The following is a 25702-nucleotide window of genomic DNA, read 5'->3' as shown; positions in this document are numbered from 1 at the left end:
CCGCTACCCGGGGCTTTGCTTTCTTACGGCGCCGGGTAGGTATAAACCTGATGCACCGCCTCAATCTCCGCTAATACCTCTTCGCTCAGCTCAAGCTGCAAACTTTCCACGTTGGCCTGCAGCTGCGTCATGGTCGTCGCCCCCAGCAGGGTGCTGGCGACAAACGGCTGCCGACGCACAAAGGCCAGCGCCATTTGCGCCGGATCGAGGCCGTGGCGTTTGGCGATATCCACATAGGCCGCTACCGCTTTCTGCGACTGCTCGCTGCTGTAGCGCGTAAAGCGGCTGAACAGCGTATTGCGCGCCCCCGCCGGCTTCGCACCGTTGAGATACTTGCCGGTCAGTGTGCCGAAAGCCAGGCAAGAGTAGGCCAGCAGCTCCACGCCTTCGAACTGACTCACTTCCGCGAGGCCGACTTCAAAGCTGCGGTTCAGCAGGCTGTAAGGATTCTGAATAGTCACGATCCGCGGGAGGTCGTGCTTATCCGCCAGGTGCAGATAACGCATCACGCCGAAGGCGGTTTCGTTCGACACGCCGATGTAGCGGATCTTCCCGGCGCGCTGGAACTCGGTCAGCGCTTCGAGGGTATCCAGCAGCGTCACGGCGGGCGCGGCGTCGGCCCAGGTATAGCCCAGCTTGCCAAAGCAGTTGGTTGGCCGCTGCGGCCAGTGAACCTGATATAAATCGAGATAATCGGTCTGCAGCCGCTTCAGGCTGGCGTGCAGCGCCTCGCGGATATTTTTGCGGTCCAGGACGTGATTGGGCCGAATGCTGCTGTCGTTATTGCGCGCGGGCCCGCTGACTTTCGAGGCGAGCACCAGCTTTTCGCGATTGCCGCGTTTCGCCAGCCAGTTGCCGACGTAGGTTTCAGTCAGCCCCTGGGTTTCCGGGCGCGGCGGGACCGGGTACATTTCAGCGACATCGATCAGGTTGATGCCGTTGGCAACCGCGTAATCGAGCTGCTGGTGGGCATCGGCCTCGCTATTCTGTTCGCCAAAAGTCATGGTTCCCAGCCCGAGGGTGCTGATTTCAAGAGAACTGTGTGGGATACGGTGATACTGCATAGCCAGCTTCCTTTTTATTTATAAGGTCAGGCATTCCCCGACAAAGGAGTATCAACATGGCAGAGGGTGAGAAAAAGAGGAAGTAAAAAATCAAAAAAGCCGGGTGACGAGGAGGGGCGGTGGGTGAAACCCGCGGCGTCCTGGTATATCCCGACTCTTCTCAAAAGACTGGTGGTCGGTAAGCGCAGCGTCAACAGAAGCTGGGGCCGACAGGGAAAGATTAACGCTTAATGATTTGCGAAACGTCGTCACGATTGATCTGCATTTTATTACCCTGCTGATCTTCGTAACTGATTAAACCGGTATCGTCATCCACGGTAGGTTTACCGTCGGTCAGGATCATTCGCCCATCTTTGGTCGCCATGACGTAATCGCTGCTGCAACCGGAAACCGAGAACGCCAGTCCTACGGCGGAAATCAATACTGCCCATTTCTTCATCGTCAACACCTCTTCAGTAGCTGCACCCCATACCCGTCTATTAATAGCCTGATTTGTGAGACATAAAAAGCAGTAAAGTCTGAAAAAGGGTTGCAGCCTGTGACCAGGCTGCAATTTTGTGGTTTACAGCGGGTTTTTCTTATTACGCAGCAGGTTAAGGCTCTCCACCGCGATAGAGAAGAACATGGCGAAATAGATGTATCCCTTCGGCACATGGACGTCGAAGCTTTCCAGCATCAGGGTAAAGCCGACGAGGATCAGAAACGACAGCGCCAGCATTTTCACCGAAGGATGACGGTCAACAAAATCGCCGATAGGTCGCGCGGCGAACATCATCACCCCCACCGCGATCACCACCGCCGCCATCATGATGAACAGATGATCCGACAGGCCGACGGCGGTGATGACGGAATCGAGGCTAAAGATGATATCCAGCAGCATGATCTGCACGATGGCGCCGAGGAAGGAGTGGACGTTGGTCTTCAGCCCCTCCTCTTCACCTTCGATAGATTCATGGATCTCTTTACTGGCTTTCCAGATAAGGAACAGCCCGCCGAGCAGCAAGATCAGATCGCGAAACGAGATCTCCTGACCGAAAACGGTAAAGAGCGGGTTGGTAAGCTTAACGACCCAGGCGATTGAGGCCAGCAGCGCCAGACGCATGACCATCGCGCCCATCAAACCGATCCGGCGCGCATGGGCGCGCTGGGCGGTGGGGAGCTTAGCCACGACCAGAGAGAGGAAAATAATATTGTCGATCCCGAGCACGATCTCCAGCAGCGTCAATGTGCCCAGCGCCAACCAGGCGTTAGGATCGGTTATCCATGCAAATAACATTGTTCAAAGTCCTGCAAAATAGAAAGCAGCAATTATATGCAACCCCCAACGCAGAACAAAAAATTAATCGTGTTGTAACAAGAAATGGCGGGCAAGCAGAGCGGCGGTAAAATTCTTTTTCAGATAGAAACCGCGCGGCAGCGTGAGGATTGTCTCCCCGCGGGCGCCGATGGCTTCGGTCAGCGCCTTGCTGTTGGCGGCTTTCGGTCTTAACTGCAGCACCTCGCCGTGGCGGGCGGTAATGCGCTCGACCTCACCGAGAACAATGAGATCCATCAGCTCTTCCCAGTCCATGCGCAGCTGGCGCTCCTCGTCTTCGTCCGGGCTCCACAGCAGCGGTGCGCCGACGCGCCGCGCCGCCAGCGGGATGGTGCGTTCACCCTCCACCGGGATCCACAGGACGCGCTGCAGCTTATGCCGTACATGGCTGCTCTCCCAGGTGACGCCGCTATTGCCGGTTAACGGGGCGACGCAGACGAAGGTGGTCTCCAGCGGGCGTCCCCGGCTGTCGATGGGGATCGTTTTGAGCTCGACCCCCAGCGCGGCGAAATCCTGCTCGGGTTTACTGCCTGCGCTGGCGCCCAGCCACAGCTCCAGCAGAATGCCCGTCCAGCCTTTATCGCGCTTCAGATCGCGCGGAATGGGGATCCCCGCCAGCGCCGCCAGCTCGCCCAGCGAATAGCCGGCCAGCTGGCGGGCCTGGGCCAGCAGCTGTTCCTGACTTTGCGGCGGTGAGGCGAGCGGAGCGATAGCGGGCATAGGGTAATACCTTTGGTTAAAAAGTGAGCGCTAATTTTGCGCGTTGTGGATAGAGTTTACCGTTTTCTGAGTAACTATACCAATCTCATGATTTATATGGCTTTTTAAACTCATCATGCGGCTTATGAAAACGGTGTAAACGGGTTTTCCAGAACTGGTCACTGACAATAAACAGGATCTTACACCATGTTATCCACAGAAAAGTGGGATAACTGGGGAAAAGACTCACTACTGGTTCGATTTACAGCCTTGACGTGCGACGAAAATCGAATTTTTAGAGAAAATCTGCCGGTGGCCTGCGCGTAATCTGTGGATAAAATCGACATTGCTCGATCTTTCATCAGTCGGCGGATCGCATGTGTGATGATCGTCACGTTATGCTGTAATGTGTGAAAGGAATATATTCTAACTTTATGAATATGATACTATTATTTTCAGATGCTAGCGATGCGATGTTCGGATTACTCTGGGTTTTCCCGGGTTAATTCCGTACTTCTTCACAACTCTATCCACAGAAAAAGTGAATAAAATCGGCTGTCACGCGCTTTCATTGTTTATAACTCTGGCAATTACTGTGAGTTATTCAAATGTTATCCGTTCTCAGTGTGCGAACAGAGTGGTTTACCGTTTCCGGCGAGTGTGAAACAATCATTCACATTGAAGCTTATCTTGAGGTAGTCCGGTGATTGATGACGATGGCTACCGCCCAAATGTCGGTATTGTAATCTGTAATCGTCAGGGCCAGGTGATGTGGGCCCGGCGCTATGGTCAGCACTCGTGGCAGTTCCCGCAAGGGGGCATTAATCCAGGAGAATCCGCAGAGCAGGCGATGTATCGGGAATTGTTTGAAGAGGTCGGGTTAAGCCGTAAAGATGTGCGGATCCTGGCCTCAACCCGTAACTGGCTGCGTTACAAGTTGCCTAAACGTTTGGTGCGTTGGGACACAAAGCCGGTTTGTATCGGCCAGAAACAAAAGTGGTTTCTTTTGCAGTTGATCGGCAATGATGCGGACATCAATATGCAAACCAGCAGTACACCTGAATTTGATGGTTGGCGCTGGGTGAGTTACTGGTACCCGGTTCGCCAGGTGGTGTCGTTTAAGCGCGACGTCTACCGCCGGGTGATGAAAGAGTTCGCCAGCGTGACCATGTCGCTGGCGGAGAGCGCACCTAAGCCGCAAAACGCGCCTGCTTATCGACGTAAAAGAGGTTAAGCCACGCACATTATGCTCACTCGGTTGCGAGAAATAGTCGAGAAGGTCGCGAGCGCGCCGCGTTTAAACGAGGCGCTGGATATTCTGGTGACGGATGTCTGCCAGGCGATGGAGACGGAAGTCTGCTCGGTTTACCTGGCTGACAATGACCGACGCTGCTATTACCTGATGGCCACCCGCGGGTTAAAAAAACCTCGCGGGCGCACCGTTGCGCTGGCGTTCGATGAAGGCCTGGTGGGGCTGGTTGGCCGCCTGGCGGAACCCATCAACCTCGCCGATGCGCAAAAACACCCCAGCTTCAAATATATCCCCGCCGTCAAAGAGGACCGCTTCCGCGCCTTCCTTGGCGTGCCGATCATTCAGCGCCGCCAGCTGCTGGGCGTGCTGGTGGTCCAGCAGCGCGAGCTGCGTCAGTTTGATGAAAGCGAAGAGTCTTTCCTCGTCACCCTCGCCACCCAGATGGCGGCGATCCTCTCCCAGTCCCAGCTGAACGCCCTGTTCGGCCAGTATCGTCAAACGCGCATTCGCGCTCTGCCGGCCTCTTCCGGGGTGGCGATCGCCGAGGGCTGGATGGACGTCAGCCTGCCGCTGATGGAGCAGGTGTATGAAGCCTCGACGCTGGACACCGCCTCGGAACGCGAACGCCTGACCGGTGCGCTGGAAGAGGCGGCCAACGAGTTTCGTCGCTACAGCAAACGCTACGCCGCCGGGGCGCAAAAAGAGACGGCGGCGATCTTCGATCTCTACTCGCACCTGCTCTCTGACGCCCGCCTGCGTCGCGAGCTGTTTGCCGAAGTTGACAAAGGCGCCGTCGCCGAGTGGGCCGTCAAAAAGATCATTGAGAAGTTCGCCGAACAGTTTGCCGCGCTGAGCGACGGCTATTTGAAAGAGCGGGCCGGCGATCTGCGTACCCTGGGCCAGCGTCTGCTGTTCCATCTCGACGACAGTATTCAGGGGCCCAACACCTGGCCGGCGCGCATTATCCTCGTGGCGGACGAGCTGTCGGCCACCACCCTCGCCGAAGTGCCGCAGGATCGCCTGGCCGGCGTGGTGGTGCGCGATGGCGCCGCCAACTCCCATGCCGCTATTATGGTGCGGGCCCTCGGCATCCCAACGGTGATGGGCGCCGATATTCAGCCCTCGCTGCTGCATGGCCATACGCTGATTGTCGATGGCTATCGCGGTGAGCTGCTGGTGGATCCTGAACCTGTCCTGTTGCAGGAGTATCAGCGCCTTATCAGCGAAGAGAACGAACTCAGCCGCCTGGCGGAGGACGATCTCCAGCGCGCGTCGGAGCTGAAAAGCGGCGAGCGGGTGAAAGTCATGCTTAACGCCGGCTTAAGCCCCGAGCACGAAGAGAAGCTCGGCAGCTTTGTTGACGGCATTGGCCTCTACCGCACCGAAATTCCCTTTATGCTGCAGAGCGGCTTCCCCTCAGAAGAGGAGCAGGTCGCCCAGTATCAGGGCATGCTGCAGATGTTTAACAGCAAACCGGTGACCCTGCGTACCTTGGACATCGGCGCGGATAAACAGCTGCCGTATATGCCGATCAGCGAAGAGAACCCGTGCCTCGGCTGGCGCGGGATCCGCATCACCCTCGATCAGCCGGAGATCTTTTTGATCCAGGTGCGGGCGATGCTGCGCGCCAACGCCGCCACCGGCAACCTCAGCATTTTGCTGCCGATGGTGACCAGTCTGGAGGAGGTGGATGAGGCCCGTCGGCTGATCGATCGCGCCAGCCGGGAAGTGGAAGAGATGATCGGCTACGCCATCCCACGTCCGCGCCTGGGGGTGATGCTGGAGGTCCCGTCGATGGTCTTTATGCTGCCGCAGCTGGCCAGCCGGATCGATTTTATCTCGGTAGGGACGAACGACCTGACCCAGTACCTGCTGGCCGTCGACCGCAACAATACCCGGGTCGCCAGCATGTATGACAGCCTGCATCCTGCGGTATTGCGGGCGCTGGCGATGATCGCCCATGACGCGGAGCGCTTTGGCATCGATCTGCGCCTGTGCGGCGAGATGGCGGGCGACCCGATGTGCGTGACGATCCTTATCGGCCTCGGTTACCGCCATCTGTCGATGAACGGCCGCTCGGTGGCGAGGGTGAAGTATCTGCTGCGCCGCATTGATATCGAAGAGGCGCAGGAGCTGTCGCGTCGCAGCCTCGATGCGCAGATGACCGCCGAGGTGCGCCATCAGGTGGCGGCCTTTATGGAGCGTCGCGGTCTCGGCGGCCTGATCCGCGGCGGGCGGTAGCGCTAGCCCGGGTGAGGCGTAAGCCGTAACCCGGGGATCCTCTGCTCGCACCCTCCGGCAAAGTAGGGTACCGCCGGGAAAACGGCATTCTGTTAGCATCCGTATACATATCTTTTACACGTTCGGCGCGGATCGCTCTTGTGGCTTATGCTATGATTCGCCTCCTTCGGCGTGCCCGTTTTGTTCGGGTATGGATCATCACCGCTGTCCACTTTCGGCGGAATAACAAGTCTTTATGGTGACAGATGAATAGTGGCTACCTGCATTTTCCGGAGTTCGATCCGGTCATTTTTTCTCTAGGCCCGGTCTCCCTCCACTGGTACGGTTTGATGTACCTGGTGGGCTTTGTCTTTGCGATGTGGCTGGCCACCCGTCGGGCGAATCGTCCGGGCAGCGGCTGGACGAAAAATGAAGTGGAAAACCTGCTCTACGCGGGCTTCCTCGGCGTCTTCCTGGGCGGTCGTATCGGCTACGTGCTGTTTTACAACCTGCCGGTATTTCTTGCCGATCCGCTGTATCTGTTCCGCGTCTGGGACGGCGGCATGTCGTTCCACGGCGGCCTGATCGGCGTGATCCTGGTGATGATTATCTTCGCCAGACGCACCAAACGCACCTTCTTCCAGGTCTCCGATTTTATCGCGCCGCTGATCCCGTTTGGTCTTGGCGCCGGGCGTCTGGGCAACTTTATCAACGGCGAGCTGTGGGGCCGCGTAGACCCGAGCTTCCACTACACGATGATTTTCCCGGGCTCCCGTGCCGAAGACCTGGCGCTGCTGCCGACGCATCCGGAATGGCAATCGCTGTTCGATACCTACGGCGCGCTGCCGCGTCACGCGTCGCAGCTGTACGAGCTGGCGCTGGAAGGCGTGGTACTGTTCCTGATCCTCAACCTGTTTATCCGTAAACCGCGCCCGACCGGCTCCGTTTCCGGTCTGTTCCTGATTGGCTACGGCCTGTTCCGCATCATCGTGGAATTCTTCCGCCAGCCCGACGCCCAGTTCACCGGCGGCTGGGTGCAGTACATCAGCATGGGGCAGATTCTTTCGATCCCGATGGTGCTTGCGGGTATCATTATGATGGTTTGGGCTTACCGCCACCGTCCGCAGCAACAGAATTCTTGAGGAACCATGAAACAGTATCTTGATTTGATGCAGAAAGTGCTCACCGAGGGCACGCCAAAAAATGACCGCACCGGCACTGGCACGATCTCCATTTTCGGCCATCAGATGCGTTTTAACCTGCAGGAAGGCTTCCCGCTGGTGACCACCAAGCGCTGTCATTTACGCTCCATCATCCATGAACTGCTGTGGTTCCTGCAGGGCGACACCAACATCGCCTATCTGCACGAGAACAACGTCACCATCTGGGACGAGTGGGCGGATGAGAATGGCGACCTGGGGCCGGTCTACGGCAAACAGTGGCGTTCCTGGCCTGCGCCGGACGGCCGCCATATCGACCAGATCAGCACGGTGATGAACCAGCTGAAAAACGACCCGGACTCCCGCCGGATCATCGTCTCGGCATGGAACGTCGGCGAGCTGGATAAAATGGCGCTGGCGCCGTGCCACGCCTTCTTCCAGTTCTACGTCGCCGACGGCAAGCTCTCCTGCCAGCTGTATCAGCGTTCCTGCGATGTGTTCCTCGGCCTGCCGTTCAATATCGCCAGCTATGCGCTGCTGGTGCATATGGTGGCGCAGCAGTGCGATCTGCAGGTCGGTGATTTCGTCTGGACCGGCGGAGACACCCATCTGTACAGCAACCATCTTGAGCAGACCAACCTGCAGCTAAGCCGCGAACCGCGTCCGCTGCCGAAGCTGGTCATCAAACGCAAGCCGGCGTCGATCTTCGACTACCGCTTTGAAGACTTCGAGATTGAAGGTTACGATCCGCACCCGGGCATTAAAGCGCCGGTGGCGATTTAACCCCCAGCAGAGTTGACTAACCGGCGCCCGATGGCGCCGGTTTTTTTATGCCCTTCGCACCACCCGATGGGAGCGCTTTCCGTTACCACCGGGAGAAGGTTGTTTTCTCCTGCCCCCCAGGCCACAGGTGGTTGCGGTGGGCGAAGTTGGGTAGACGCTCGCAAAAAAATGTCCTTCTGTCGAGTATGCAAAGCTTTTTTGCGTATCTGGCCGGGAAAGCTATTTTCCGTCGTCGCGCCAGAGCCAATCGCCGCGGCATACTCGACGCCATGAACAGAGAACATGGCTACACCCTGATGGAAACCCTGGTAACGCTGACACTGATGATGATCCTTAGCGTCGGCGGCCTGTACGGCTGGCAGCGCTGGCAGCAGCAGCAACGACTGTGGCAAACCGCCGTCCAGGTGCGGGATTTTCTGCTCTTTCTGCGCGATGACGCCAACGCCTACAACCGGGACCGCGTGCTTCGCGTCGGCCAGGACGAAGTGGGCTGGTGCCTGAGCGCGGAGGGGGAGGGGCCTGACTGCGCCTCGGGGACATCCTTCACGCTGCGCCCGCGCTGGCCGGGGATCACGCTGGCTGGCGTTACGCCTGGTCTGGGGTTTTATGGTCTGCGCAGCACCGCCTGGGCGGGGAATCTGCGGCTGCAGAGCGCGGCCGGCAGCTGGAGCATTGTGATCTCACACTGGGGGCGGATTCGTTTATGCCGCAGCGACAGCGCAGGAGGGTGTCAGTGAGCCGCCGCGGATTTTCCCTGGCGGAGGCGCTTATCGCCATGGCCATCGGCTCGCTGCTGCTGATGGGGGCCTGCCGCTTTCTGCCTGCCCTGCAGCGTCATATTCTGCGCCAGGGCGAACAGCTGGCCCTGGAGAACGAGCTGTGGCAGCGCGTGCATGCCGTGGGAAAACATCTGCAGCGCGCCGGGTACTGCCGGGGAGCGTGCGGCGGAGCCGGGCTGGAGCTAGCCGCTGGCGGCGAGTGTCTGATTGTGCGCTGGGATGCGAACAGCAACGGGAGATGGGAAACCTCCCCCGCGGCAGCGGCGGAGAGCACCGGCTTTCGCCTGCGCGACGGCGCGCTGGAGACCCTGCGCGGGGCCAGCGACTGCCGCGGCGGCGGATGGGAGAAAATCACCAACCCGGCCGCCATCGTGGTGACGCGCTTCTCGGTACAACGTCAGGTCACCCCGGGCTTCGCGCCGGAGCTGAGCGTGACGCTGGCGGCGCGCTCCGCGCAACAGACGGGCCTGACGAGCGAGGTTGAGCAGCGGGTGACGGGGTATAACCTGTGATCCGCCAGCGTGGAATGTCGTCGCTGCTGATGGTGCTCCTGTTGCTGACCCTCGGCAGCCTGTTACTCGAGGGGCTTAACCTGCAGCAGCGGGCGCTGCTGGCGCAAACCGCCAGCGAAACGCAGGCGATCCGCGATACGGCGATAGCCCATTCCGCGCTGCAGTGGGGAAAACAGCAGGTCTGGTCGGCGCAGGTGGCGCTGGCCTGCCGGGAGCAGGCGCCGCAGGGCTGGCGCGCCTGTCTGCGTATCTTCGGCGACGGTTCACTGGTGCTCAGCAGCGCCAGCGGCGAGGTGCAGGTCTGGCAGTCCGGCGAGGTGCGCGGCGGGCAGGTGCGTTTTTCCGCCCACGGCTGGAGCGATTTTTGCCCGCTCAGGGAGGCGAGCTTATGTCAAATGCCCTGAAGCGTCAGCGGGGGTTTAGCCTGCCGGAGACCGTGCTGGCGATGGCGCTGATGGTGCTGACGGTCACCGCGCTGGGCGGCTATCAGCGCGGAATGGCGCAAGGAATTGTCCAGTTGAACCAGACCCGTCAACTGTGGCGCGACGCGTGGCGCTATAGCCAGCTCTCCGCGCCGCCGTCGCCGGCACGCGGGCAGGTAAGCCGTATGCAGACATCGAGGCAAAGATGTGTCAGCATCACGGTAACGATCAGTAGACCCGTTGCAAAGCGGGTGCAGATGACCCGGCTGCATTGCCCGGTCAGCCAGTAGTCAGGAGCAATTATGTTAAGGGTATACCACTCAAACCGGCTGGATGTTCTCGAGGCGTTGATGGAGTTTATCGTCGAGCGCCAGCGGCTGGATGACCCTTTTCAGGCCGAAATGGTGCTGGTGCAGAGTACCGGCATGGCGCAGTGGCTGCAGATGACCCTGGCCGCGCGCTTTGGGATTGCCGCCAATATCGAGTTCCCGCTGCCGGCGAGCTTTATCTGGGATATGTTCGTGCGCGTCCTGAAAGATATTCCTGGCGAAAGCGCCTTCAGCAAGCAGAGCATGAGCTGGAAGCTGATGACCCTCCTGCCGCAGCACCTGGAGGAAGACGATTTTATCCTGCTGCGCCAGTATCTGAGTGATGACGGCGACAAGCGCAAGCTGTTTCAGCTGGCCGCCCGGGTGGCGGACCTCTATGACCAGTACCTCGTCTATCGCCCGGAGTGGCTGATGCGCTGGGAGGCCGGCCAGCGGGTGGAAGGTCTCGGCGATGCCCAGCAGTGGCAGGCGCCGCTGTGGCAGGCGCTGGTGAGCTACACCGCCGAGCTGGGGCAGCCGCAGTGGCACCGCGCCAATCTCTACCAGCGCTTTATCAGTACCCTGGAAAAAGCGGACGAACCGCCCGCCGGGCTGCCGTCGCGCGTCTTCATCTGCGGGATTTCCGCGCTGCCGCCAGTCTATCTTCAGGCGCTGCAGGCGCTGGGTAAGCATGTCGATGTCTATGTCTTGTTTACCAACCCCTGCCGCTACTACTGGGGAGACATTAAGGATCCGGCGTTTCTGGCGAAGCTGCTGTCGCGTCAGCGGCGCCATCACCGCGAGGCGCGCGCGCTACCTCTGTTTCGCGACACCGAGCAGGCGCCGGGGTTGTTTAATGACGCCGGGGAACAGGATGTCGGCAACCCGTTGCTCGCCTCCTGGGGGAAACTGGGGCGCGACTATATCTACCTGCTGGCGGGGCTGGAGCGCTATGAGGAGCTGGACGCTTTTGTCGACATCGCCCCCGATAACCTGTTGCATAACCTGCAGTCGGATATCCTTGAACTACGCAACGCGGCGGTGGCCGGGCAGAGCGCAGAGGCATTTGCCCACAGTCGCGACAAACGTCCGCTGACGCTGGATGACCGCAGTCTGAGCATTCACGTCTGCCACAGTCCGCAGCGCGAAGTGGAGGTTCTGCACGATAGGCTACTGGCGATGCTGGAGGCGGATCCGACGCTCACGCCGCGGGATATCATCGTCATGGTGGCGGATATCGACAGCTACAGCCCCTATATACAGGCGGTGTTTGGCGCCGCCAGCGGCGATCGCTGGCTGCCGTGGGCGATCTCCGACCGTCGCGCCCGAGAGTCGCACCCGGTGCTGCAGGCGTTTATTACGCTGCTCTCACTGCCGGACAGCCGCTTTGCCAGTGAAGATGTGCTGGCGCTGCTGGACGTCCCGGTGCTGGCGGCGCGCTTTAATATCACGGAAGAAGGGCTGCGCTACCTGCGCCAGTGGGTGAACGAGTCCGGCGTCCGCTGGGGAATGGATGACGACAACGTCCGTGAGCTGGACCTGCCGGCGACCGGGCAGCATACCTGGCGGTTCGGCCTCACCCGCATGCTGTTGGGCTACGCGATGGACAGCCGCGAGGGAGAATGGCAGTCGGTGCTGCCGTATGACGAATCCAGCGGTTTGATCGCCGAGCTGGTGGGCAACCTCGCGTCGCTGCTGATGCAGCTTAATCTGTGGCGACGCGGCCTGGCCCAGCAGCGGCCGCTGGCGGAGTGGCTACCGGTCTGTCGCGATCTGCTGAATGACTTTTTCCTGCCGGACAGTGAGACCGAAGCGGCGCTGGCGCTGATTGAGCAGCAGTGGCTGGCGGTTATTGATAGCGGTCTGGAGGCGCAGTATGGCGAGCAGGTGCCGCTGACGCTGCTGCGCGATGAGCTGGCCCAGCGCCTCGATCAGCAGCGGATCAGCCAGCGCTTTCTTGCCGGCCCGGTCAATATCTGTACCCTGATGCCGATGCGTTCGATCCCCTTTAAGGTGGTGTGCCTGCTGGGGATGAATGACGGGGTTTATCCGCGCACGCTACCGCCGCTGGGCTTTGATTTAATGAGCCAGAAGCCGCAGCGCGGCGACCGCAGCCGGCGCGATGATGACCGCTATCTGTTCCTCGAGGCGCTGATGTCCGCCGAGCAGACGCTGTATATCAGCTATATCGGCCGTTCGATCCAGGACAACAGCGAGCGTTTTCCTTCGGTGCTGGTGCAGGAGCTGGTGGATTATATCGGCCAGAGCCACTGTCTCGCCGGTGACGAAGAGCTTGACTGCGACGCCAGCGAAGCGCGGGTTAAAGCCCACATCACCCATCTGCATACGCGCATGCCGTTCGACGTTGCCAATTTCCAGGAAGACGAGAACAAGAGCTACGCTCGTGAATGGCTGGCGGCCGCCGGCCAGCAGGGAGAGGCGCATAGCGATTTTATACAGCCGCTCACCGCGCCGCCGATTGACAGCCTGCCGTTCGATCAGCTTCTGCGCTTCTGGCAGCACCCGGTACGCGCGTTCTTTCAGCAGCGTTTGCGGGTCAATTTCCGCGCCGAAGAGGACGATATTCCAGACGACGAGCCGTTCACTCTTGAAGGGCTGAGCCGTTATCAACTGAATCAGCAACTGCTCAATACGCTTATTGAGGAGCAGGACGTCTCGGCTATGTTCCGCCGCTTTCGCGCCGCCGGCGAGCTGCCGTATGGCGCCTTTGGCGAGCTGGTCTGGGAGACGCAGCGCCTGGAGATGCAGGCGCTGGCCGAGCGGGTGATGGCCGAGCGCCAGCAGGCGCAGAGCATGGAGATCGATCTGCAGTGCGGCGGCGTGAACCTGACCGGCTGGCTGCAGCAGGTGCAGCCGGACGGTCTGCTGCGCTGGCGGCCTTCGCTGCTGAGCGTCTCCCAGGGGATGCAACTTTGGCTGGAACACCTTGTCTACTGCGCCAGCGGCGGCACCGGCGAGAGCCGGCTGTTTGTGCGGAAAGAGGGAGAGTGGCGCTTTCTGGCGCTGGCGCCCGCCGAGGCGCAGGCGTACCTTAACGAGCTGGTGGATGGCTATTTGCTGGGGATGTCGCAGCCGCTGCTGCTGCTGCCGGAAAGCGGTGGCGCCTGGCTGAAAGCCTGTTACGACGCCGAAAAGGATGTCATCTTAATGGACGAAGAGACGCAGCAGAAAGCGCGGAGCAAATTCCTGCAGACCTACGAAGGGAACATGGTGGTCAGCGGGGAGGGCGCCGATATCTGGTATCAACGCCTGTGGCGTTCGCTGGAGCCGGCGCATTACGAAGAAATCATTGCCCAGACGCAGCGTTATCTGTTACCGCTATATCGTTACCATCGGTCCACACAAATTTAAATAGTATAAAAATTGCGCAGTGAATGGCGGTTCATTTAATATGCGCAACGTATCACGGACTGATGGACATAAAAGGCTGCACGCTGTGCAGCGCAAGTTTGTTAATGATGAGGTTCGTGAATGCCCCGCAGTTTATGGTTCAAGGTTTTTGTTGTGCTGGCCGCCCTCTGGGCGCCGTTTAGTCAGGCCGACACCGGATGGCAGCCGATTCAGGAGACGATCCGCAAAAGCGAAAAAGATACGCGTCAGTATCAGGCGATCCGCCTTGATAACGACATGGTCGTGCTGCTGGTTTCCGATCCGCAGGCGGTGAAATCGCTGTCGGCGCTGGTGGTGCCGGTGGGATCCCTGCAGGATCCGGCCGATCATCAGGGGCTGGCGCATTTTCTGGAACATATGACGCTGATGGGGTCGCAAAAATATCCCCAGCCTGACAGCCTTGCAGAGTTTCTTAAGCTGCACGGCGGCAGCCATAACGCCAGTACCGCGCCCTACCGCACCGCGTTTTATCTTGAAGTGGAAAATGATGCGCTGGACGGGGCCGTAGATCGCCTGGCCGACGCCATCGCCGCGCCGCTGCTGGATAAAAAATATGCCGACCGCGAACGTAACGCGGTCAACGCCGAGCTGACGATGGCCCGGACGCGAGACGGGATGCGCATGGCCCAGGTCAGCGCGGAGACCATCAACCCGGCTCACCCGGCGGCCCACTTCTCGGGTGGCAACCTCGAGACGCTCAGCGATAAGCCCGGCAGCCCGGTGCTTGATGCGCTGCACACCTTCCGCGATAGCTGGTACTCCGCCAATCTGATGAAAGCGGTGATCTACAGCAACAAGCCGTTGCCGGCGCTGGCGCGCATGGCTGCGGACACCTTTGGCCGCGTGCCGAATCGTCAGATCAGCAGGCCGGAAATTACCGTCCCGGTGGTCACGGATGCGCAAAAAGGCATCATTATTCACTATGTGCCGGCGATGCCGCGTAAAGTGCTGCGCGTCGAGTTTCGCATCGACAACAACAGCGATCGCTTCCGCAGCAAAACCGATGAGCTGGTCACCTATCTTATCGGCAACCGCAGCCCGGGCACGCTCTCTGACTGGTTGCAAAAACAGGGTCTGGCGGAAGGTATCCGCGCCGATTCCGATCCGGTGGTAAACGGCAACAGCGGCGTACTGGCGATCTCAGCCACCCTCACCGACAAAGGCCTGGCGCACCGCGATGAAGTGACGGCGGCCATTTTCAGCTACCTCGACCTCCTGCGTACTCAGGGCATCGACAAACGCTATTTCGACGAACTGGCGCATGTGCTGGCGCTCGATTTCCGCTATCCGTCGATCAACCGCGACATGGACTACGTGGAATGGCTGGCGGACACCATGATCCGGGTGCCGGTCGAGCATGCGCTGGACGTGGTAAATATTGCCGACCAGTACGACCCGCAGGCGATCAAAGACCGGCTGGCGATGATGACCCCGCAGAACGCCCGTATCTGGTATATCAGCCCCCAGGAGCCGCATAACAAGACGGCCTACTTTGTCGATGCGCCGTATCAGGTGGATAAGATTAGCGAGCAGACGTTCGCTGACTGGCAGCACAAATCGCAGGCCATCCAGCTGCAGCTGCCGGCGCTCAACCCCTATATTCCGGATGACTTCACCCTTATCAAAAGCGATAAAGCCTGGCCGCATCCGCAGCTGATCCTGGATGAACCGACGCTGCGGGTGGTGTATGCCCCGAGCCAGTATTTTGCCAGCGAGCCGAAGGCGGACATCTCCCTGGTGCTGCGTAATCCCCAGGCGATGGACAGCGCTCGCCGGCAGGTGATGTTTGCCCTCAACGATTATCTCGCCGGCATCGCCCTCGACCAGCTCAGTAACCAGGCGGCGGTTGGCGGCATTTCGTTCTCTACCGGCGCTAATAACGGATTAATGGTCAATGCCAACGGCTATACCCAGCATCTTCCGGCGCTGTTCAGCGATCTGCTGCAGGGATACTTCAGCTATACGCCGACTGAGGAGCAGCTGGAGCAGGCCAAATCCTGGTATGCGCAGATGATGGATTCCGCCGAGAAAGGCAAAGCCTACGATCAGGCGATTATGCCGATCCAGATGGTCTCGCAGGTGCCGTACTTCCAGCGCGAAGTGCGCCGGGCGCTGCTGCCCTCCATTACCCTTAAAGAGGTGCTCGACTACCGCGCCAACCTGAAAACCAGGGGGCGTCCTGAACTGATGGTGATCGGCAATATGACCGCCGATGCCGCCACGACCCTGGCCCGCCAGATCCAGCAGCAGCTGGGCGCCGACGGCAACGAATGGTGCCGCAATAAAGACGTGGTGGTGAACCGGCAGCAGCTGGCGATCTTCAACAAAGCGGGCAATAGCACCGACTCCGCGCTGGCCGCGGTGTTTGCGCCGCCCAACGTGGATGAGTTCAGCAGCACCGCCGCCAGCACCCTGCTGGGGCAGATCATTCAGCCGTGGTTCTACAACCAGCTGCGTACTGAAGAGCAGCTCGGCTACGCGGTCTTTGCCTTCCCGATGAACGTGGGGCGCCAGTGGGGCATGGGCTTCCTGCTGCAGAGTAGCGATAAGCAGCCGGCCTTCCTCTGGCAGCGGTTCCAGGCCTTCTTCCCCACCGCGGAGGCGAAGCTGCGGGCGATGAAGCCGGAAGAGTTTGCTCAGCTCCAGCAGGCGGTGATAAGCCAGATGCTGCAGGCGCCGCAGACGCTGGGCGATGAAGCCTCGAAACTGAGCAAAGATTTCGATCGCGGTAATATGCGTTTTGATTCACGTGATAAAGTAGTGGCTCAGATTAAACTGCTGACGCCGCAAAAACTTGCCGACTTCTTCCATCAGACGGTGGTGGATCCGCAGGGCATGACGATCTTGTCCCAGATTTCCGGTAGCCAGAATGGCAAAGCGGACTATGCCCAGCCGAAAGGCGGCAAAGTGTGGGAAAACGTCAGCGCATTGCAGCAATCCTTACCCCTGATGCGAGAGAATGAATGACCGACACCGCTGAGTCTTTGGATCCCCTGCGCTTGCCCCTGATCGGCGAGCGCCTGATAGAAGCCTCTGCGGGCACCGGAAAAACCTTTACCATCGCCGCGCTGTATCTGCGGCTGCTGTTGGGGCTGGGCGGTGAGGCCGCCTATCCCCGCGCCATCAGCGTTGAAGAACTGCTGGTGGTGACCTTTACCGAGGCGGCGACCGAAGAGCTGCGCGGCCGTATCCGCAGCAACATCCACGAACTGCGCATCGCCTGCCTGCGCGGCGAATCCGACAATCCGCTCTACAGCGCGTTGTTGGCGGAGATCGCCGATAAAGATGACGCTGCGAAGACGCTGCTGCTGGCTGAACGGCAGATGGACGAGGCGGCGGTATTCACCATCCACGGCTTTTGCCAACGGATGCTGAGCCTTAACGCCTTCGAGTCGGGCATGCTGTTCGAGCAACAGCTGATCGAGGATGAATCCCGCCTGCGCTATCAGGCCTGCGCCGATTTCTGGCGCCGCCACTGCTATCCCCTGACCCGCGATATCGCGGCGGTGATCCACGACGTCTGGAAAGGGCCGCGCGATCTGCTGAAGTCCCTTGACCGCTGGCTGCAGGGCGAAGCGCCGCAGCTTAAGTCGCCGCCAGCCCCTAACGAGACGCTGGCCGAACGCCATCAGCAGATCATCGCCCGCATTGACTCGCTCAAGCAGCAGTGGCGCGAGCAGGTGGGCGAGATCGAAGGCGTGCTGGAAAATTCCGGCCTTGACCGGCGGAAGTTTAATCGCGGCAACCAGGGCAAGTGGATGGAGAAAGTGAACGCCTGGGCGCAGGAAGAGACGTTAAGCTACCAGCTGCCCGACGCGCTGGAGAAATTTGCCCAGTCGTTTCTGCTCGAGCGCACCAAAGCCGGTGGCGAACCGCCGGTGCATCCCCTGTTTAGCGCCGTAGAGTCGTTGCTGGCCTCCTCGCTGACGCTCACCGATCTGGTGCTGGCGAGAGCGATGGTCGAGATCCGCGATGCGGTCGCCCGCGAAAAGCGCCGCCGCGGCGAGCTGGGGTTTGACGATATGCTCAGCCGGCTTGACGAGGCGCTGCGCGGCGACAGCGGCGAGACGCTGGCCAGCGCCATTCGCCAGCGTTTTCCGGTGGCGATGATCGATGAATTTCAGGACACCGACCCTCAACAGTACCGGATTTTTCGCCGCATCTGGCGCCGGCAGCCGGAGACGGCTCTGCTGCTGATCGGCGATCCGAAGCAGGCCATCTACGCCTTTCGCGGCGCCGATATCTTTACCTATATGAAAGCGCGCGGCGACGTTGCCGCGCACTACACCCTCGATACCAACTGGCGCTCCTCGCCGGGCATGGTGGGCAGCGTCAATCGGCTGTTCAGCCTCAGCGATAACCCCTTCATGTTCCACGAGATCCCGTTCCTGCCGGTGAAGGCGGCGGCGAAGAACAAGGGGCTGCGCTTTACCGTTGACGCGGCGGACGTACCGGCGATGAACGTCTGGCTGATGCCCGGCGACACCGTCGGGTCTGGCGATTATCAGACCTTTATGGCGCAGCTCTGCGCCACGCAGATCCGCGACTGGCTGAGCGCCGGTCAGCAGGGGCGCGCGCTGCTGTGGCGCGGGGAAACCTCGCGCCCGGTACAGGCTTCGGATATTACCGTGCTGGTGCGCAACCGGCTGGAGGCAGCGCAGGTACGTGAAGCGCTGCAGACGCTGGGCATTCCCTCAGTCTACCTCTCGAACCGCGACAGCGTTTTTGAGACGCTGGAGGCCCAGGAGCTGCTCTGGCTGCTGCAGGCGGTGCTGGCCCCGGAGCGGGAAAATACCCTGCGCAGCGCGCTGGCGACGTCGATGTTTGGCCTGACCGCGCTGGATATTGAAAACCTGAACCAGGACGAGCAGGCGTGGGACGCGCTGGTGGAAGAGTTCAGCGAATACCGCCAGATTTGGCGGCAGCGCGGGGTGATGCCGATGCTGCGGGCGTTGATGACAGCCCGGCATATCGCCGAGAACCTGCTGGCGACCCGCGGCGGCGAGCGGCGTTTAACCGACATTCTGCACATCAGCGAACTGCTGCAGGAGGCGGCCAGCCAGCTGGAAAGCGAGCATGCCCTGGTGCGCTGGCTGGCGCAGCATATCGCCGAGCCGGACAGCAACGCCGCCAGCCAGCAGATGCGTCTCGAAAGCGATAAGCACCTGGTGCAAATTGTCACCATTCACAAGTCAAAAGGGCTGGAATACCCCCTGGTCTGGCTGCCGTTTATCGCCCGGTTTCGTAAACAGGACCAGGCGTTTTACCACGATCGCGAGACGTTCGCGGCGGTGCTGGATCTGGGCCAGGATGAGGCCAGCCTCGAGCTGGCGGAGGCGGAACGACTGGCGGAAGATCTGCGCCTGCTGTACGTCGCCCTGACCCGCGCGGTCTGGCACTGCAGCCTCGGCGTGGCGCCGCTCAGCAGCCGGAAATCCGGCAACAGCGATTTCCACCTCAGCGCGCTGGGACGGCTGCTGCAGGCGGGCGAAGCCATGGACGCCGCCGGGCTGGCTGCGCGGCTGGCGGACTTCTGTCATGGCGATATTGCATTACAGAGACCGGGCGAACTGGATCTCACCCCGTGGCAGGCGCCCGCGGCGACCATCCCGCGATTGTCGGCGCGTGAGCTGCAGCGCCGCATCGCCGACGACTGGCGGGTGACCAGTTACTCCGGACTGCAGCAGCATGGTTTCAGCGGCGGGCAGGATTTGCTGCCGCGTCTGGATGTTGATGCCGCCGGCGTCGGCGAAGTCGTGGAAGAGCCGCAGCTGACTCCGCACCAGTTCCCGCGCGGCGCCGCGCCGGGGACCTTCCTGCACAGCCTGTTTGAGGAGCTGGACTTCACCCAGCCGGTGCAGGAAGGGTGGATGGCGGAGAAGCTGCAGCTGAGCGGGTTTGACGCGCAGTGGGCGCCGGTGCTGACCGACTGGCTGGGGGGCGTGCTGAAGACCCGCCTGCCGGGGCCGGATATCGCGCTCAATCAGCTTGCGGCGCGGGATAAACAGGTGGAGATGGCATTTTACCTGCCCATCGCCCAGCTGCTGACGGCGGAGCGCCTTGACGCGCTTATCCGCCAGTACGATCCCCTCTCTGCCGACACGCCGCCGCTGGATTTCCGCCAGGTGCGCGGCATGCTGAAGGGCTTTATCGATCTGGTCTTCCGTCACGAAGGCCGTTATTACCTGCTGGATTACAAATCCAACTGGCTGGGGGAAGATCGCGAGGCCTACACCCGGCCGGCGATGGAGCAGGCGATGCGTGCCCACCGCTACGATCTACAGTATCAGCTGTATAGCCTGGCGCTGCACCGCTATCTGCGCCACCGGCTGGCCGATTATGACTATGACCGCCACTTCGGCGGCGTGATTTATCTTTTCCTGCGCGGCATGGACGGGCAGGAGGGGGGGCAGGGGATCTTCACCACCCGGCCGGTGCGACCGCTGATTGACGGTCTGGATCAGCTTTTTGCCGGAGAAACTCAGGAGGAGGCCTCATGACTTTCGAACAACTACTGCTGGCGGCGGTGGAGCAGCGTCTGCTGCGGCCGCTGGACGTCCAGTTTGCCCTGATGGTGGCGCAAAACGACCCGCCGGCGGTCAAGCTGGCGGCGGCCTTGCTGAGCCGGGATGCCGGCGAGGGGCACGTCTGTCTGCCGCTCTCGCGGTTGAGCGGCGACGAGGCGCTGAGCGGTAAAGCCGGGGAGATCCGCGATCGGCTGCTGGCCGAAGCCGGCGCGCCGGAGGACTGGCCCGCACTGCTGCTCGCTTCGTCGGCGGTGAGCTGCGGCGATGCTCCGGCGCCGATGATTTTGTGCGGCGACCGGCTCTATCTCAACCGGATGTGGCGCAACGAGCTGACCGTCGCCCGCTTCTTCAATGAAGCCAACCGGGTGCTGGAGATGGATGAGGCCCGGCTGGCGTCAACCCTGAATGCCCTGTTCCCTGCCACCGGCGAAACCGACTGGCAAAAAGTGGCCGCGGCGGTGGCGCTGACCCGCCGCATCTCAGTGATCTCCGGCGGTCCCGGGACCGGGAAGACCACCACCGTGGCGAAGCTTCTGGCGGCGCTGATCCAGATCGAAGACAGCCCGCGCTGTCGTATTCGCCTGGCGGCGCCAACCGGGAAAGCGGCGGCGCGACTGACCGAATCGCTGGGCGCGGCGCTGAGAAAATTGCCGCTGACCGACGCGCAGAAAGCGTTGATTCCCACCGAGGCCAGCACGCTGCATCGTCTGCTGGGCGCCCAGCCAGGCAGCCAGCGGATGCGCTATCACGCCGGCAACCCGCTGCATCTGGACGTGCTGGTGGTGGATGAAGCCTCGATGATCGACCTGCCGATGATGTCGCGGCTTATCGACGCGCTGCCGGCCCACGGGCGGGTGATCTTCCTCGGCGACCGCGACCAGCTGGCCTCCGTAGAAGCGGGGGCGGTGCTGGGGGATATCTGCGCGTGGGCGAGTTCGGGCTATACCGCCGCGCGGGCGCAGGAGCTGACCCGGCTGACCGGTTCGCCGGTGCCGGCGGGCGAGGGGGCTATCGCGGGCGCGCTGAGAGACAGTTTGTGCCTGCTGCAAAAGAGCTATCGCTTCGGCAGTCACTCCGGCATCGGGAGCCTGGCGCGGGCGGTGAACGCTGGCGCGCGCGCGGAGGTGAAGGCCACGCTGCGCCAGCCGTTTGACGATATCGCGCTTCATCCCCTCAGCACGACCGAAGAGTACGAAGCCATGCTCGGCGCGGCTCAGCAGGGCTATGAGCGCTACCTGCAGCTGCGCCGCGAGCGGGCCGAACCGCAGGCCATGCTGGCCGCTTTCAGCGAATTCCAGCTGCTGTGCGCGCTGCGCGAGGGGCCGTACGGCGTGAGCGGCGTCAATGAGCGGCTGGAGCAGCGGCTCAACCGCCAGCGGGCGATCGCCCTGCCGCGCCACTCTCGCTGGTATGATGGCCGACCGATCATGATATCGCGCAACGACAGCGCGCTGGGGCTGTTTAACGGCGATATCGGCATCGCCCTGGAGCGCAACGGCGAGCTGCGGGTGTGGTTCCTGATGCCCGACGGCGCCATCAAGTCGGTGCAGCCGAGCCGTCTGCCGGAGCATGACACCGCCTGGGCGATGACCGTGCATAAATCGCAGGGCTCGGAGTTCGAACACGCGGCGCTGATCCTGCCGGCGCGCAGCGTCCCGCTGGTGACCCGCGAACTGGTCTACACGGCGATCACCCGCGCGAAACGGCGGTTGTCGCTCTATGCCGACGAGCAGGTGCTCTCCCAGGCCATTGTGACGCGCACCGAACGGCGCAGCGGCCTGGCGGAGATTTTCGCCGGGCGCGAAGCCCCCTGAGACGCCGGGTCCGGGCGATGGAAAATGCTGCAGCCGTTGCCCGGGCTGGCGGAAAAATCAGTAACTGAAGAACAGAGGGATAAGCCAGAGCGCCGAGATCGAGTTCATGGCGAAAAAGCGGACTGCTGCGCCGCCGGCCAGCGGTGGGGTGGAACAGCGGGCACAAAAAATCACCAGCGAGGAGATGAGAAGATTCATGCCGGACGTCAGGGCCAGCAGAAATAATATCGCGATGGCGGCGCCGAGCGCGGCATAGCCATGCTGATGATGGCGCTGGTTATCCCAGAGGAGCAGTATCATCAGCAACCACGGATAGAGGGCGACCGCGGTGGTAATGAGATTAATATGTCTGACCAGCCAGTTCGGTTTGGTTTCCATTCTTTAAGCGATCCTTGCTGGGCGGGTGGCGGCCGCGGCGCCAGTCGACGTCCTGTCGACAGCCAATAGCATATCGGTGAGCCAGCGAGAAAGAAATGGCCTGCGCGGAAACCAGGAATTTCGCCCGCGTGCGTACGCCAGGCTGGCGGGAAGAGGGGCGGGAGACCGGCCGGGGATAAAGCGATAAGCGTCGCGCTATCCCGGGCCGTTAGATAGAGAGGAGAAGGGCTTAAGCGAGGTCGGCCATCAGCACCTTCGACCGGCGCTGATAGTTATACATCTGCTTTTTACTCTCCGGCAGCAGGTCGATATCCACCGGCGTGAAGCCGCGCTCCTGGAACCAGTGGATGCTGCGGGTGGTTAACACGAACAGTTTGCTCAGTCCCATCTGCCTGGCCTGAGCGGCAATACGCTCCAGCAGCACCTCTCCCCGCGACGAGCTCCGGTAATCCGGATGCACCGCCACGCAGGCCATTTCGCCGATCTTCTCTTCCGGGAAAGGATAGAGGGCGGCGCAGGCGATGGTGGTGTTATCGCGCTGAATAATGGTGAATTTGTCGATCTCCATCTCCAGCTGTTCGCGGGAACGGCGTACCAGAATGCCCTGCTGCTCGAGCGGGCTTATCAGCTCAAGAATACCGCCGATATCATTGATGGTCGCCCGACGGATCTGCTCCGCGCTCTCCATGACGATCTGGGTGCCGATGCCGTCGCGTGAAAACAGCTCCTGCAGCAGCGCGCCATTTTCCTGATAGCTGATCAGGTGGCAGCGCCGTACGCCGCTGCGGCAGGCCTTCACCGCCCCGCGCAGGAAGCGCACGGTGCCGGAGTTATAGTCTTCGTCTGCTTCCAGCTCTTCGACGCGGGCTTGCGCCTCATTAGGGAACAGTTCTGAGACAATTTCCCCGGCCTGGTTGTAAACCCCTTGCGACGAACAGAAGCCGATCATTTTCTCCGCCTTCAGCTTGATGGCCAGCTGGGTAGCTATCTCTTCCGAAGTCAGGTTAAAGCTCTCGCCGGTGACCGACACCGCGACCGGCCCCATCAGGACAATGGCGCCGCTGTCGAGCTGACGATGAATCGCCTCTTCGTCAATGCGGCGAATGCGTCCGCTGTGGCAATAATCGACGCCGTCATCGACGCCCAGCGGCTGGGCAATGATAAAGTTGCCGCTGACGACGTTGATATGGGCCCCCTGCAACGGGGTGTTGTTGAGGCTCATCGACAGACGGGCGGTGATCTCCAGCTGCAGCATGCCCGCCGCCTGCTTCACCAGTTCCAGCGTTTTGGCGTCAGTCACTCGCGTCTGCTTGTGATAGATCGGCTCGTGATGGTGCTCGGCGAGGTTCGCGTCAATCTGCGGTCGAGCGCCATAGACCACCACCAGACGGATGCCCAGGCTATGCAATAATCCTATGTCATTGACAATGTTCGAAAAATTCTCATGCTCAATGGCTTCGCCGCCCAGCATGATGACAAACGTTTTTCCCCGATGGGCATTAATATAGGGAACAGAATGGCGGAATCCTTCTACCAGTTCAGTGCGACGTTCCTTCACCATGACAAACCCTCAATGCATGATTATTCGTAATTATTGTATTTTTATTCTGTTTTGCCGTTAAACGCAAGTGCCAATTTTAGGCTAAGTCGCGAAAAACATGTGACCCGGCGCAGGGTGTCAATGAATGTTTACCCTTTTATAGATGACAGGTTATATGCCTTTCGTTAAAGTTTCTGGTCAATCTGTTTGTTTTGGGTACAAATGCGTTTTTATTGCTTGGGAGTGGCATGTCGGGAAACAACTCAGGATTAAGCCGTCGCCGTCTGTTGCAGGGCGCGGGCGCCATGTGGTTAATGAGCGTGAGCCCTGTCGGGTTGGCCGCCGCCGCGCGGGTGGTCGCCGTTCGCGTCTGGCCAGCATCGACCTACACGCGTGTCACGGTAGAATCGAATCATGTGCTGAAATACCGGCAGTTTGCCCTCAGTAATCCGGAACGAGTGGTAGTGGATCTGGAAGGGGTTAACCTGAACTCTGTGCTGAAAGGCATGGGCGGCCAGATCCGCGATGACGATCCCTTTATTAAGTCCGCCCGCGTGGGCCAGTTTGATCCACAAACCGTGCGCATGGTCTTTGAGCTCAAGCAGAACGTTAAGCCGCAGCTGTTTGCCCTCGCGCCGGTGGCCGGCTTTAAAGAGCGTCTGGTGATGGATCTCTACCCCGCCAACGCTACCGATGTTCAGGATCCGCTGCTGGCGCTGCTCGAGGATTACAACAAAGGCGATCTGGAGCGGCAGGTGCCGCCGGCGCAAAGCGGGCCGCAGCCGGGCAAAGCCGGGCGCGACCGGCCGATTGTCATCATGCTCGATCCCGGGCACGGCGGCGAAGACTCCGGCGCCGTGGGGAAGTATCGCACCCGCGAAAAAGACGTGGTGCTACAGATCGCCCGTCGCCTGCGGGCGCTGATCGACAAAGAAGGCAATATGAAGGCCTATATGACCCGCAACGAAGACGTGTTTATCCCGTTGAAAGTGCGTGTCGCCAAGGCGCAGAAGCAGCGCGCCGACCTGTTCGTGTCGATTCACGCCGACGCCTTTACCAGCCGCCAGCCCAGCGGCTCTTCGGTGTTTGCCCTCTCCACCAAGGGGGCCACCAGTACCGCGGCAAAATATCTCGCCCAGACGCAGAACGCCTCGGATCTGATCGGTGGGGTCAGCAAGAGCGGCGACCGCTATGTCGACCACACCATGTTCGATATGGTGCAGTCCCTCACCATCGCCGACAGCCTCAAATTCGGAAAGGCGGTGCTGGAGAAAATGGGCAATATCAATAATTTGCACAAGAATCGGGTAGAGCAGGCGGGCTTTGCGGTACTGAAGGCGCCTGATATCCCCTCCATTCTGGTGGAGACGGCGTTTATCAGTAACGTGGAAGAAGAGCGGAAACTGAAAACGGCCAAATTCCAGCAGGAGGTGGCCGAGTCGATCCTCGCCGGGATTAAAGCCTACTTCGCCGACGGCGCGACGCTGGCCCGCCGCGGATAACCACACAGGAAAGGGA

General features: G+C 60.7%; 20 protein-coding genes. 13 read left to right on the top strand and 7 right to left on the bottom strand.

Annotated elements, in window-relative coordinates:
* Positions 1-23: 23 nt before the first annotated feature.
* The 5 genes from RRF55_RS10925 to RRF55_RS10905 form a co-directional block, all read right to left on the bottom strand.
* On the bottom strand, positions 24-1064 hold the full coding sequence (locus RRF55_RS10925; RefSeq protein WP_002915975.1) for an NADP(H)-dependent aldo-keto reductase: 1041 nt from the start codon (positions 1062-1064) through the stop codon (positions 24-26).
* A gap of 220 nt (positions 1065-1284) precedes the next feature.
* On the bottom strand, positions 1285-1503 hold the full coding sequence (locus RRF55_RS10920) for a YgdI/YgdR family lipoprotein (protein ID WP_002915974.1): 219 nt from the start codon (positions 1501-1503) through the stop codon (positions 1285-1287).
* Between the two features lie 123 nt (positions 1504-1626).
* The gene (locus tag RRF55_RS10915; protein ID WP_002915973.1) at positions 1627-2340 is read right to left on the bottom strand and encodes a TerC family protein; all 714 of its coding nucleotides are present in this window, start codon (positions 2338-2340) and stop codon (positions 1627-1629) included.
* Positions 2341-2403: 63 nt separating this feature from the next.
* Positions 2404-3099: a DNA mismatch repair endonuclease MutH gene (gene mutH, locus RRF55_RS10910; RefSeq protein WP_004143967.1), complete on the bottom strand. Its 696-nt coding sequence runs from the start codon at positions 3097-3099 to the stop codon at positions 2404-2406.
* Positions 3100-3184: 85 nt separating this feature from the next.
* A complete protein-coding gene (locus tag RRF55_RS10905) occupies positions 3185-3328 on the bottom strand; it encodes a hypothetical protein (RefSeq protein ID WP_004218186.1) in 144 nt (47 codons plus the stop codon).
* 453 nt (positions 3329-3781) lie between these two features.
* Between RRF55_RS10905 and rppH the strand changes: the two genes are divergently transcribed.
* The 12 genes from rppH (at position 3782) to recD (ending at position 22266) form a co-directional block, all read left to right on the top strand.
* Positions 3782-4312 (top strand): RNA pyrophosphohydrolase, encoded by a 531-nt coding sequence (gene rppH, locus RRF55_RS10900; protein WP_002915936.1) that lies wholly within the window; start codon positions 3782-3784, stop codon positions 4310-4312.
* A 12-nt stretch (positions 4313-4324) separates the two neighbouring features.
* A complete protein-coding gene (gene ptsP / locus RRF55_RS10895) occupies positions 4325-6571 on the top strand; it encodes a phosphoenolpyruvate--protein phosphotransferase (RefSeq protein ID WP_002915935.1) in 2247 nt (748 codons plus the stop codon).
* A 245-nt stretch (positions 6572-6816) separates the two neighbouring features.
* Positions 6817-7692, top strand: coding sequence for a prolipoprotein diacylglyceryl transferase (gene lgt, locus RRF55_RS10890; protein ID WP_002915934.1), 876 nt, complete (start codon positions 6817-6819; stop codon positions 7690-7692).
* Positions 7693-7698: 6 nt separating this feature from the next.
* Positions 7699-8493, top strand: coding sequence for a thymidylate synthase (gene thyA / locus RRF55_RS10885; protein WP_002915933.1), 795 nt, complete (start codon positions 7699-7701; stop codon positions 8491-8493).
* Positions 8494-8678: 185 nt separating this feature from the next.
* Complete coding sequence (locus tag RRF55_RS10880) at positions 8679-9230, top strand: prepilin peptidase-dependent protein (protein ID WP_002915932.1); 552 nt, start codon at positions 8679-8681, stop codon at positions 9228-9230.
* The gene (locus tag RRF55_RS10875) at positions 9227-9784 is read left to right on the top strand and encodes a prepilin peptidase-dependent protein (RefSeq protein WP_004143963.1); all 558 of its coding nucleotides are present in this window, start codon (positions 9227-9229) and stop codon (positions 9782-9784) included. Before RRF55_RS10880 ends, RRF55_RS10875 begins: the two co-directional genes overlap by 4 nt.
* A complete protein-coding gene (locus RRF55_RS10870) occupies positions 9781-10188 on the top strand; it encodes a DUF2509 family protein (RefSeq protein ID WP_004181182.1) in 408 nt (135 codons plus the stop codon). Before RRF55_RS10875 ends, RRF55_RS10870 begins: the two co-directional genes overlap by 4 nt.
* Positions 10173-10496 carry a prepilin-type N-terminal cleavage/methylation domain-containing protein gene (locus tag RRF55_RS10865; RefSeq protein WP_002915888.1) on the top strand — a complete coding sequence of 108 codons (324 nt, stop codon included), beginning with the start codon at positions 10173-10175 and terminating at the stop codon, positions 10494-10496. The genes RRF55_RS10870 and RRF55_RS10865 overlap by 16 nt, the downstream gene beginning before the upstream one ends.
* A gap of 12 nt (positions 10497-10508) precedes the next feature.
* Positions 10509-13886: an exodeoxyribonuclease V subunit gamma gene (gene recC, locus RRF55_RS10860; RefSeq protein WP_130974832.1), complete on the top strand. Its 3378-nt coding sequence runs from the start codon at positions 10509-10511 to the stop codon at positions 13884-13886.
* A 120-nt stretch (positions 13887-14006) separates the two neighbouring features.
* The gene (ptrA, locus tag RRF55_RS10855) at positions 14007-16892 is read left to right on the top strand and encodes a pitrilysin (protein WP_004181181.1); all 2886 of its coding nucleotides are present in this window, start codon (positions 14007-14009) and stop codon (positions 16890-16892) included.
* Entirely contained in the window at positions 16889-20425 is a 3537-nt protein-coding gene (gene recB / locus RRF55_RS10850) for an exodeoxyribonuclease V subunit beta (RefSeq protein WP_023287965.1), read from the top strand. The genes ptrA and recB overlap by 4 nt, the downstream gene beginning before the upstream one ends.
* Positions 20422-22266: an exodeoxyribonuclease V subunit alpha gene (gene recD / locus RRF55_RS10845; protein WP_004149617.1), complete on the top strand. Its 1845-nt coding sequence runs from the start codon at positions 20422-20424 to the stop codon at positions 22264-22266. Before recB ends, recD begins: the two co-directional genes overlap by 4 nt.
* A gap of 57 nt (positions 22267-22323) precedes the next feature.
* Here recD and RRF55_RS10840 read toward each other — a convergent pair whose 3' ends face one another.
* Together RRF55_RS10840 and argA are read right to left on the bottom strand one after the other, a co-directional pair.
* Positions 22324-22644, bottom strand: a complete 321-nt coding sequence (locus tag RRF55_RS10840) for a hypothetical protein (RefSeq protein ID WP_002915873.1) — start codon at positions 22642-22644, stop codon at positions 22324-22326.
* A 229-nt stretch (positions 22645-22873) separates the two neighbouring features.
* On the bottom strand, positions 22874-24205 hold the full coding sequence (gene argA / locus RRF55_RS10835; RefSeq protein ID WP_009308565.1) for an amino-acid N-acetyltransferase: 1332 nt from the start codon (positions 24203-24205) through the stop codon (positions 22874-22876).
* Positions 24206-24432: 227 nt separating this feature from the next.
* Between argA and amiC the strand changes: the two genes are divergently transcribed.
* Entirely contained in the window at positions 24433-25686 is a 1254-nt protein-coding gene (gene amiC, locus RRF55_RS10830; RefSeq protein WP_004900318.1) for an N-acetylmuramoyl-L-alanine amidase AmiC, read from the top strand.
* The last annotated feature ends 16 nt before the right edge of the window (positions 25687-25702 follow it).

Source organism: Klebsiella sp. K47, assembly GCF_051858335.1.
GTDB lineage: Bacteria > Pseudomonadota > Gammaproteobacteria > Enterobacterales > Enterobacteriaceae > Klebsiella > Klebsiella pneumoniae.
This window is presented reverse-complemented; position numbering and strand designations above follow the sequence as displayed.

Excerpts from the sequence above, each read along its gene's own strand:
- RRF55_RS10920 (WP_002915974.1), bottom strand. The coding sequence starts at position 1,503 with ATGAAGAAATGGGCAGTATTGATTTCCGCCGTAGGACTGGCGTTCTCG.
- RRF55_RS10840 (WP_002915873.1), bottom strand. The coding sequence starts at position 22,644 with ATGGAAACCAAACCGAACTGGCTGGTCAGACATATTAATCTCATTACC.
- RRF55_RS10925 (WP_002915975.1), bottom strand. The coding sequence starts at position 1,064 with ATGCAGTATCACCGTATCCCACACAGTTCTCTTGAAATCAGCACCCTC.
- lgt (WP_002915934.1), top strand. The coding sequence starts at position 6,817 with ATGAATAGTGGCTACCTGCATTTTCCGGAGTTCGATCCGGTCATTTTT.
- ptrA (WP_004181181.1), top strand. The coding sequence starts at position 14,007 with ATGCCCCGCAGTTTATGGTTCAAGGTTTTTGTTGTGCTGGCCGCCCTC.
- recC (WP_130974832.1), top strand. The coding sequence starts at position 10,509 with ATGTTAAGGGTATACCACTCAAACCGGCTGGATGTTCTCGAGGCGTTG.
- recD (WP_004149617.1), top strand. The coding sequence starts at position 20,422 with ATGACTTTCGAACAACTACTGCTGGCGGCGGTGGAGCAGCGTCTGCTG.
- argA (WP_009308565.1), bottom strand. The coding sequence starts at position 24,205 with ATGGTGAAGGAACGTCGCACTGAACTGGTAGAAGGATTCCGCCATTCT.
- amiC (WP_004900318.1), top strand. The coding sequence starts at position 24,433 with ATGTCGGGAAACAACTCAGGATTAAGCCGTCGCCGTCTGTTGCAGGGC.
- ptsP (WP_002915935.1), top strand. The coding sequence starts at position 4,325 with ATGCTCACTCGGTTGCGAGAAATAGTCGAGAAGGTCGCGAGCGCGCCG.
- RRF55_RS10880 (WP_002915932.1), top strand. The coding sequence starts at position 8,679 with ATGCAAAGCTTTTTTGCGTATCTGGCCGGGAAAGCTATTTTCCGTCGT.
- recB (WP_023287965.1), top strand. The coding sequence starts at position 16,889 with ATGACCGACACCGCTGAGTCTTTGGATCCCCTGCGCTTGCCCCTGATC.
- thyA (WP_002915933.1), top strand. The coding sequence starts at position 7,699 with ATGAAACAGTATCTTGATTTGATGCAGAAAGTGCTCACCGAGGGCACG.
- RRF55_RS10915 (WP_002915973.1), bottom strand. The coding sequence starts at position 2,340 with ATGTTATTTGCATGGATAACCGATCCTAACGCCTGGTTGGCGCTGGGC.
- mutH (WP_004143967.1), bottom strand. The coding sequence starts at position 3,099 with ATGCCCGCTATCGCTCCGCTCGCCTCACCGCCGCAAAGTCAGGAACAG.
- RRF55_RS10865 (WP_002915888.1), top strand. The coding sequence starts at position 10,173 with ATGTCAAATGCCCTGAAGCGTCAGCGGGGGTTTAGCCTGCCGGAGACC.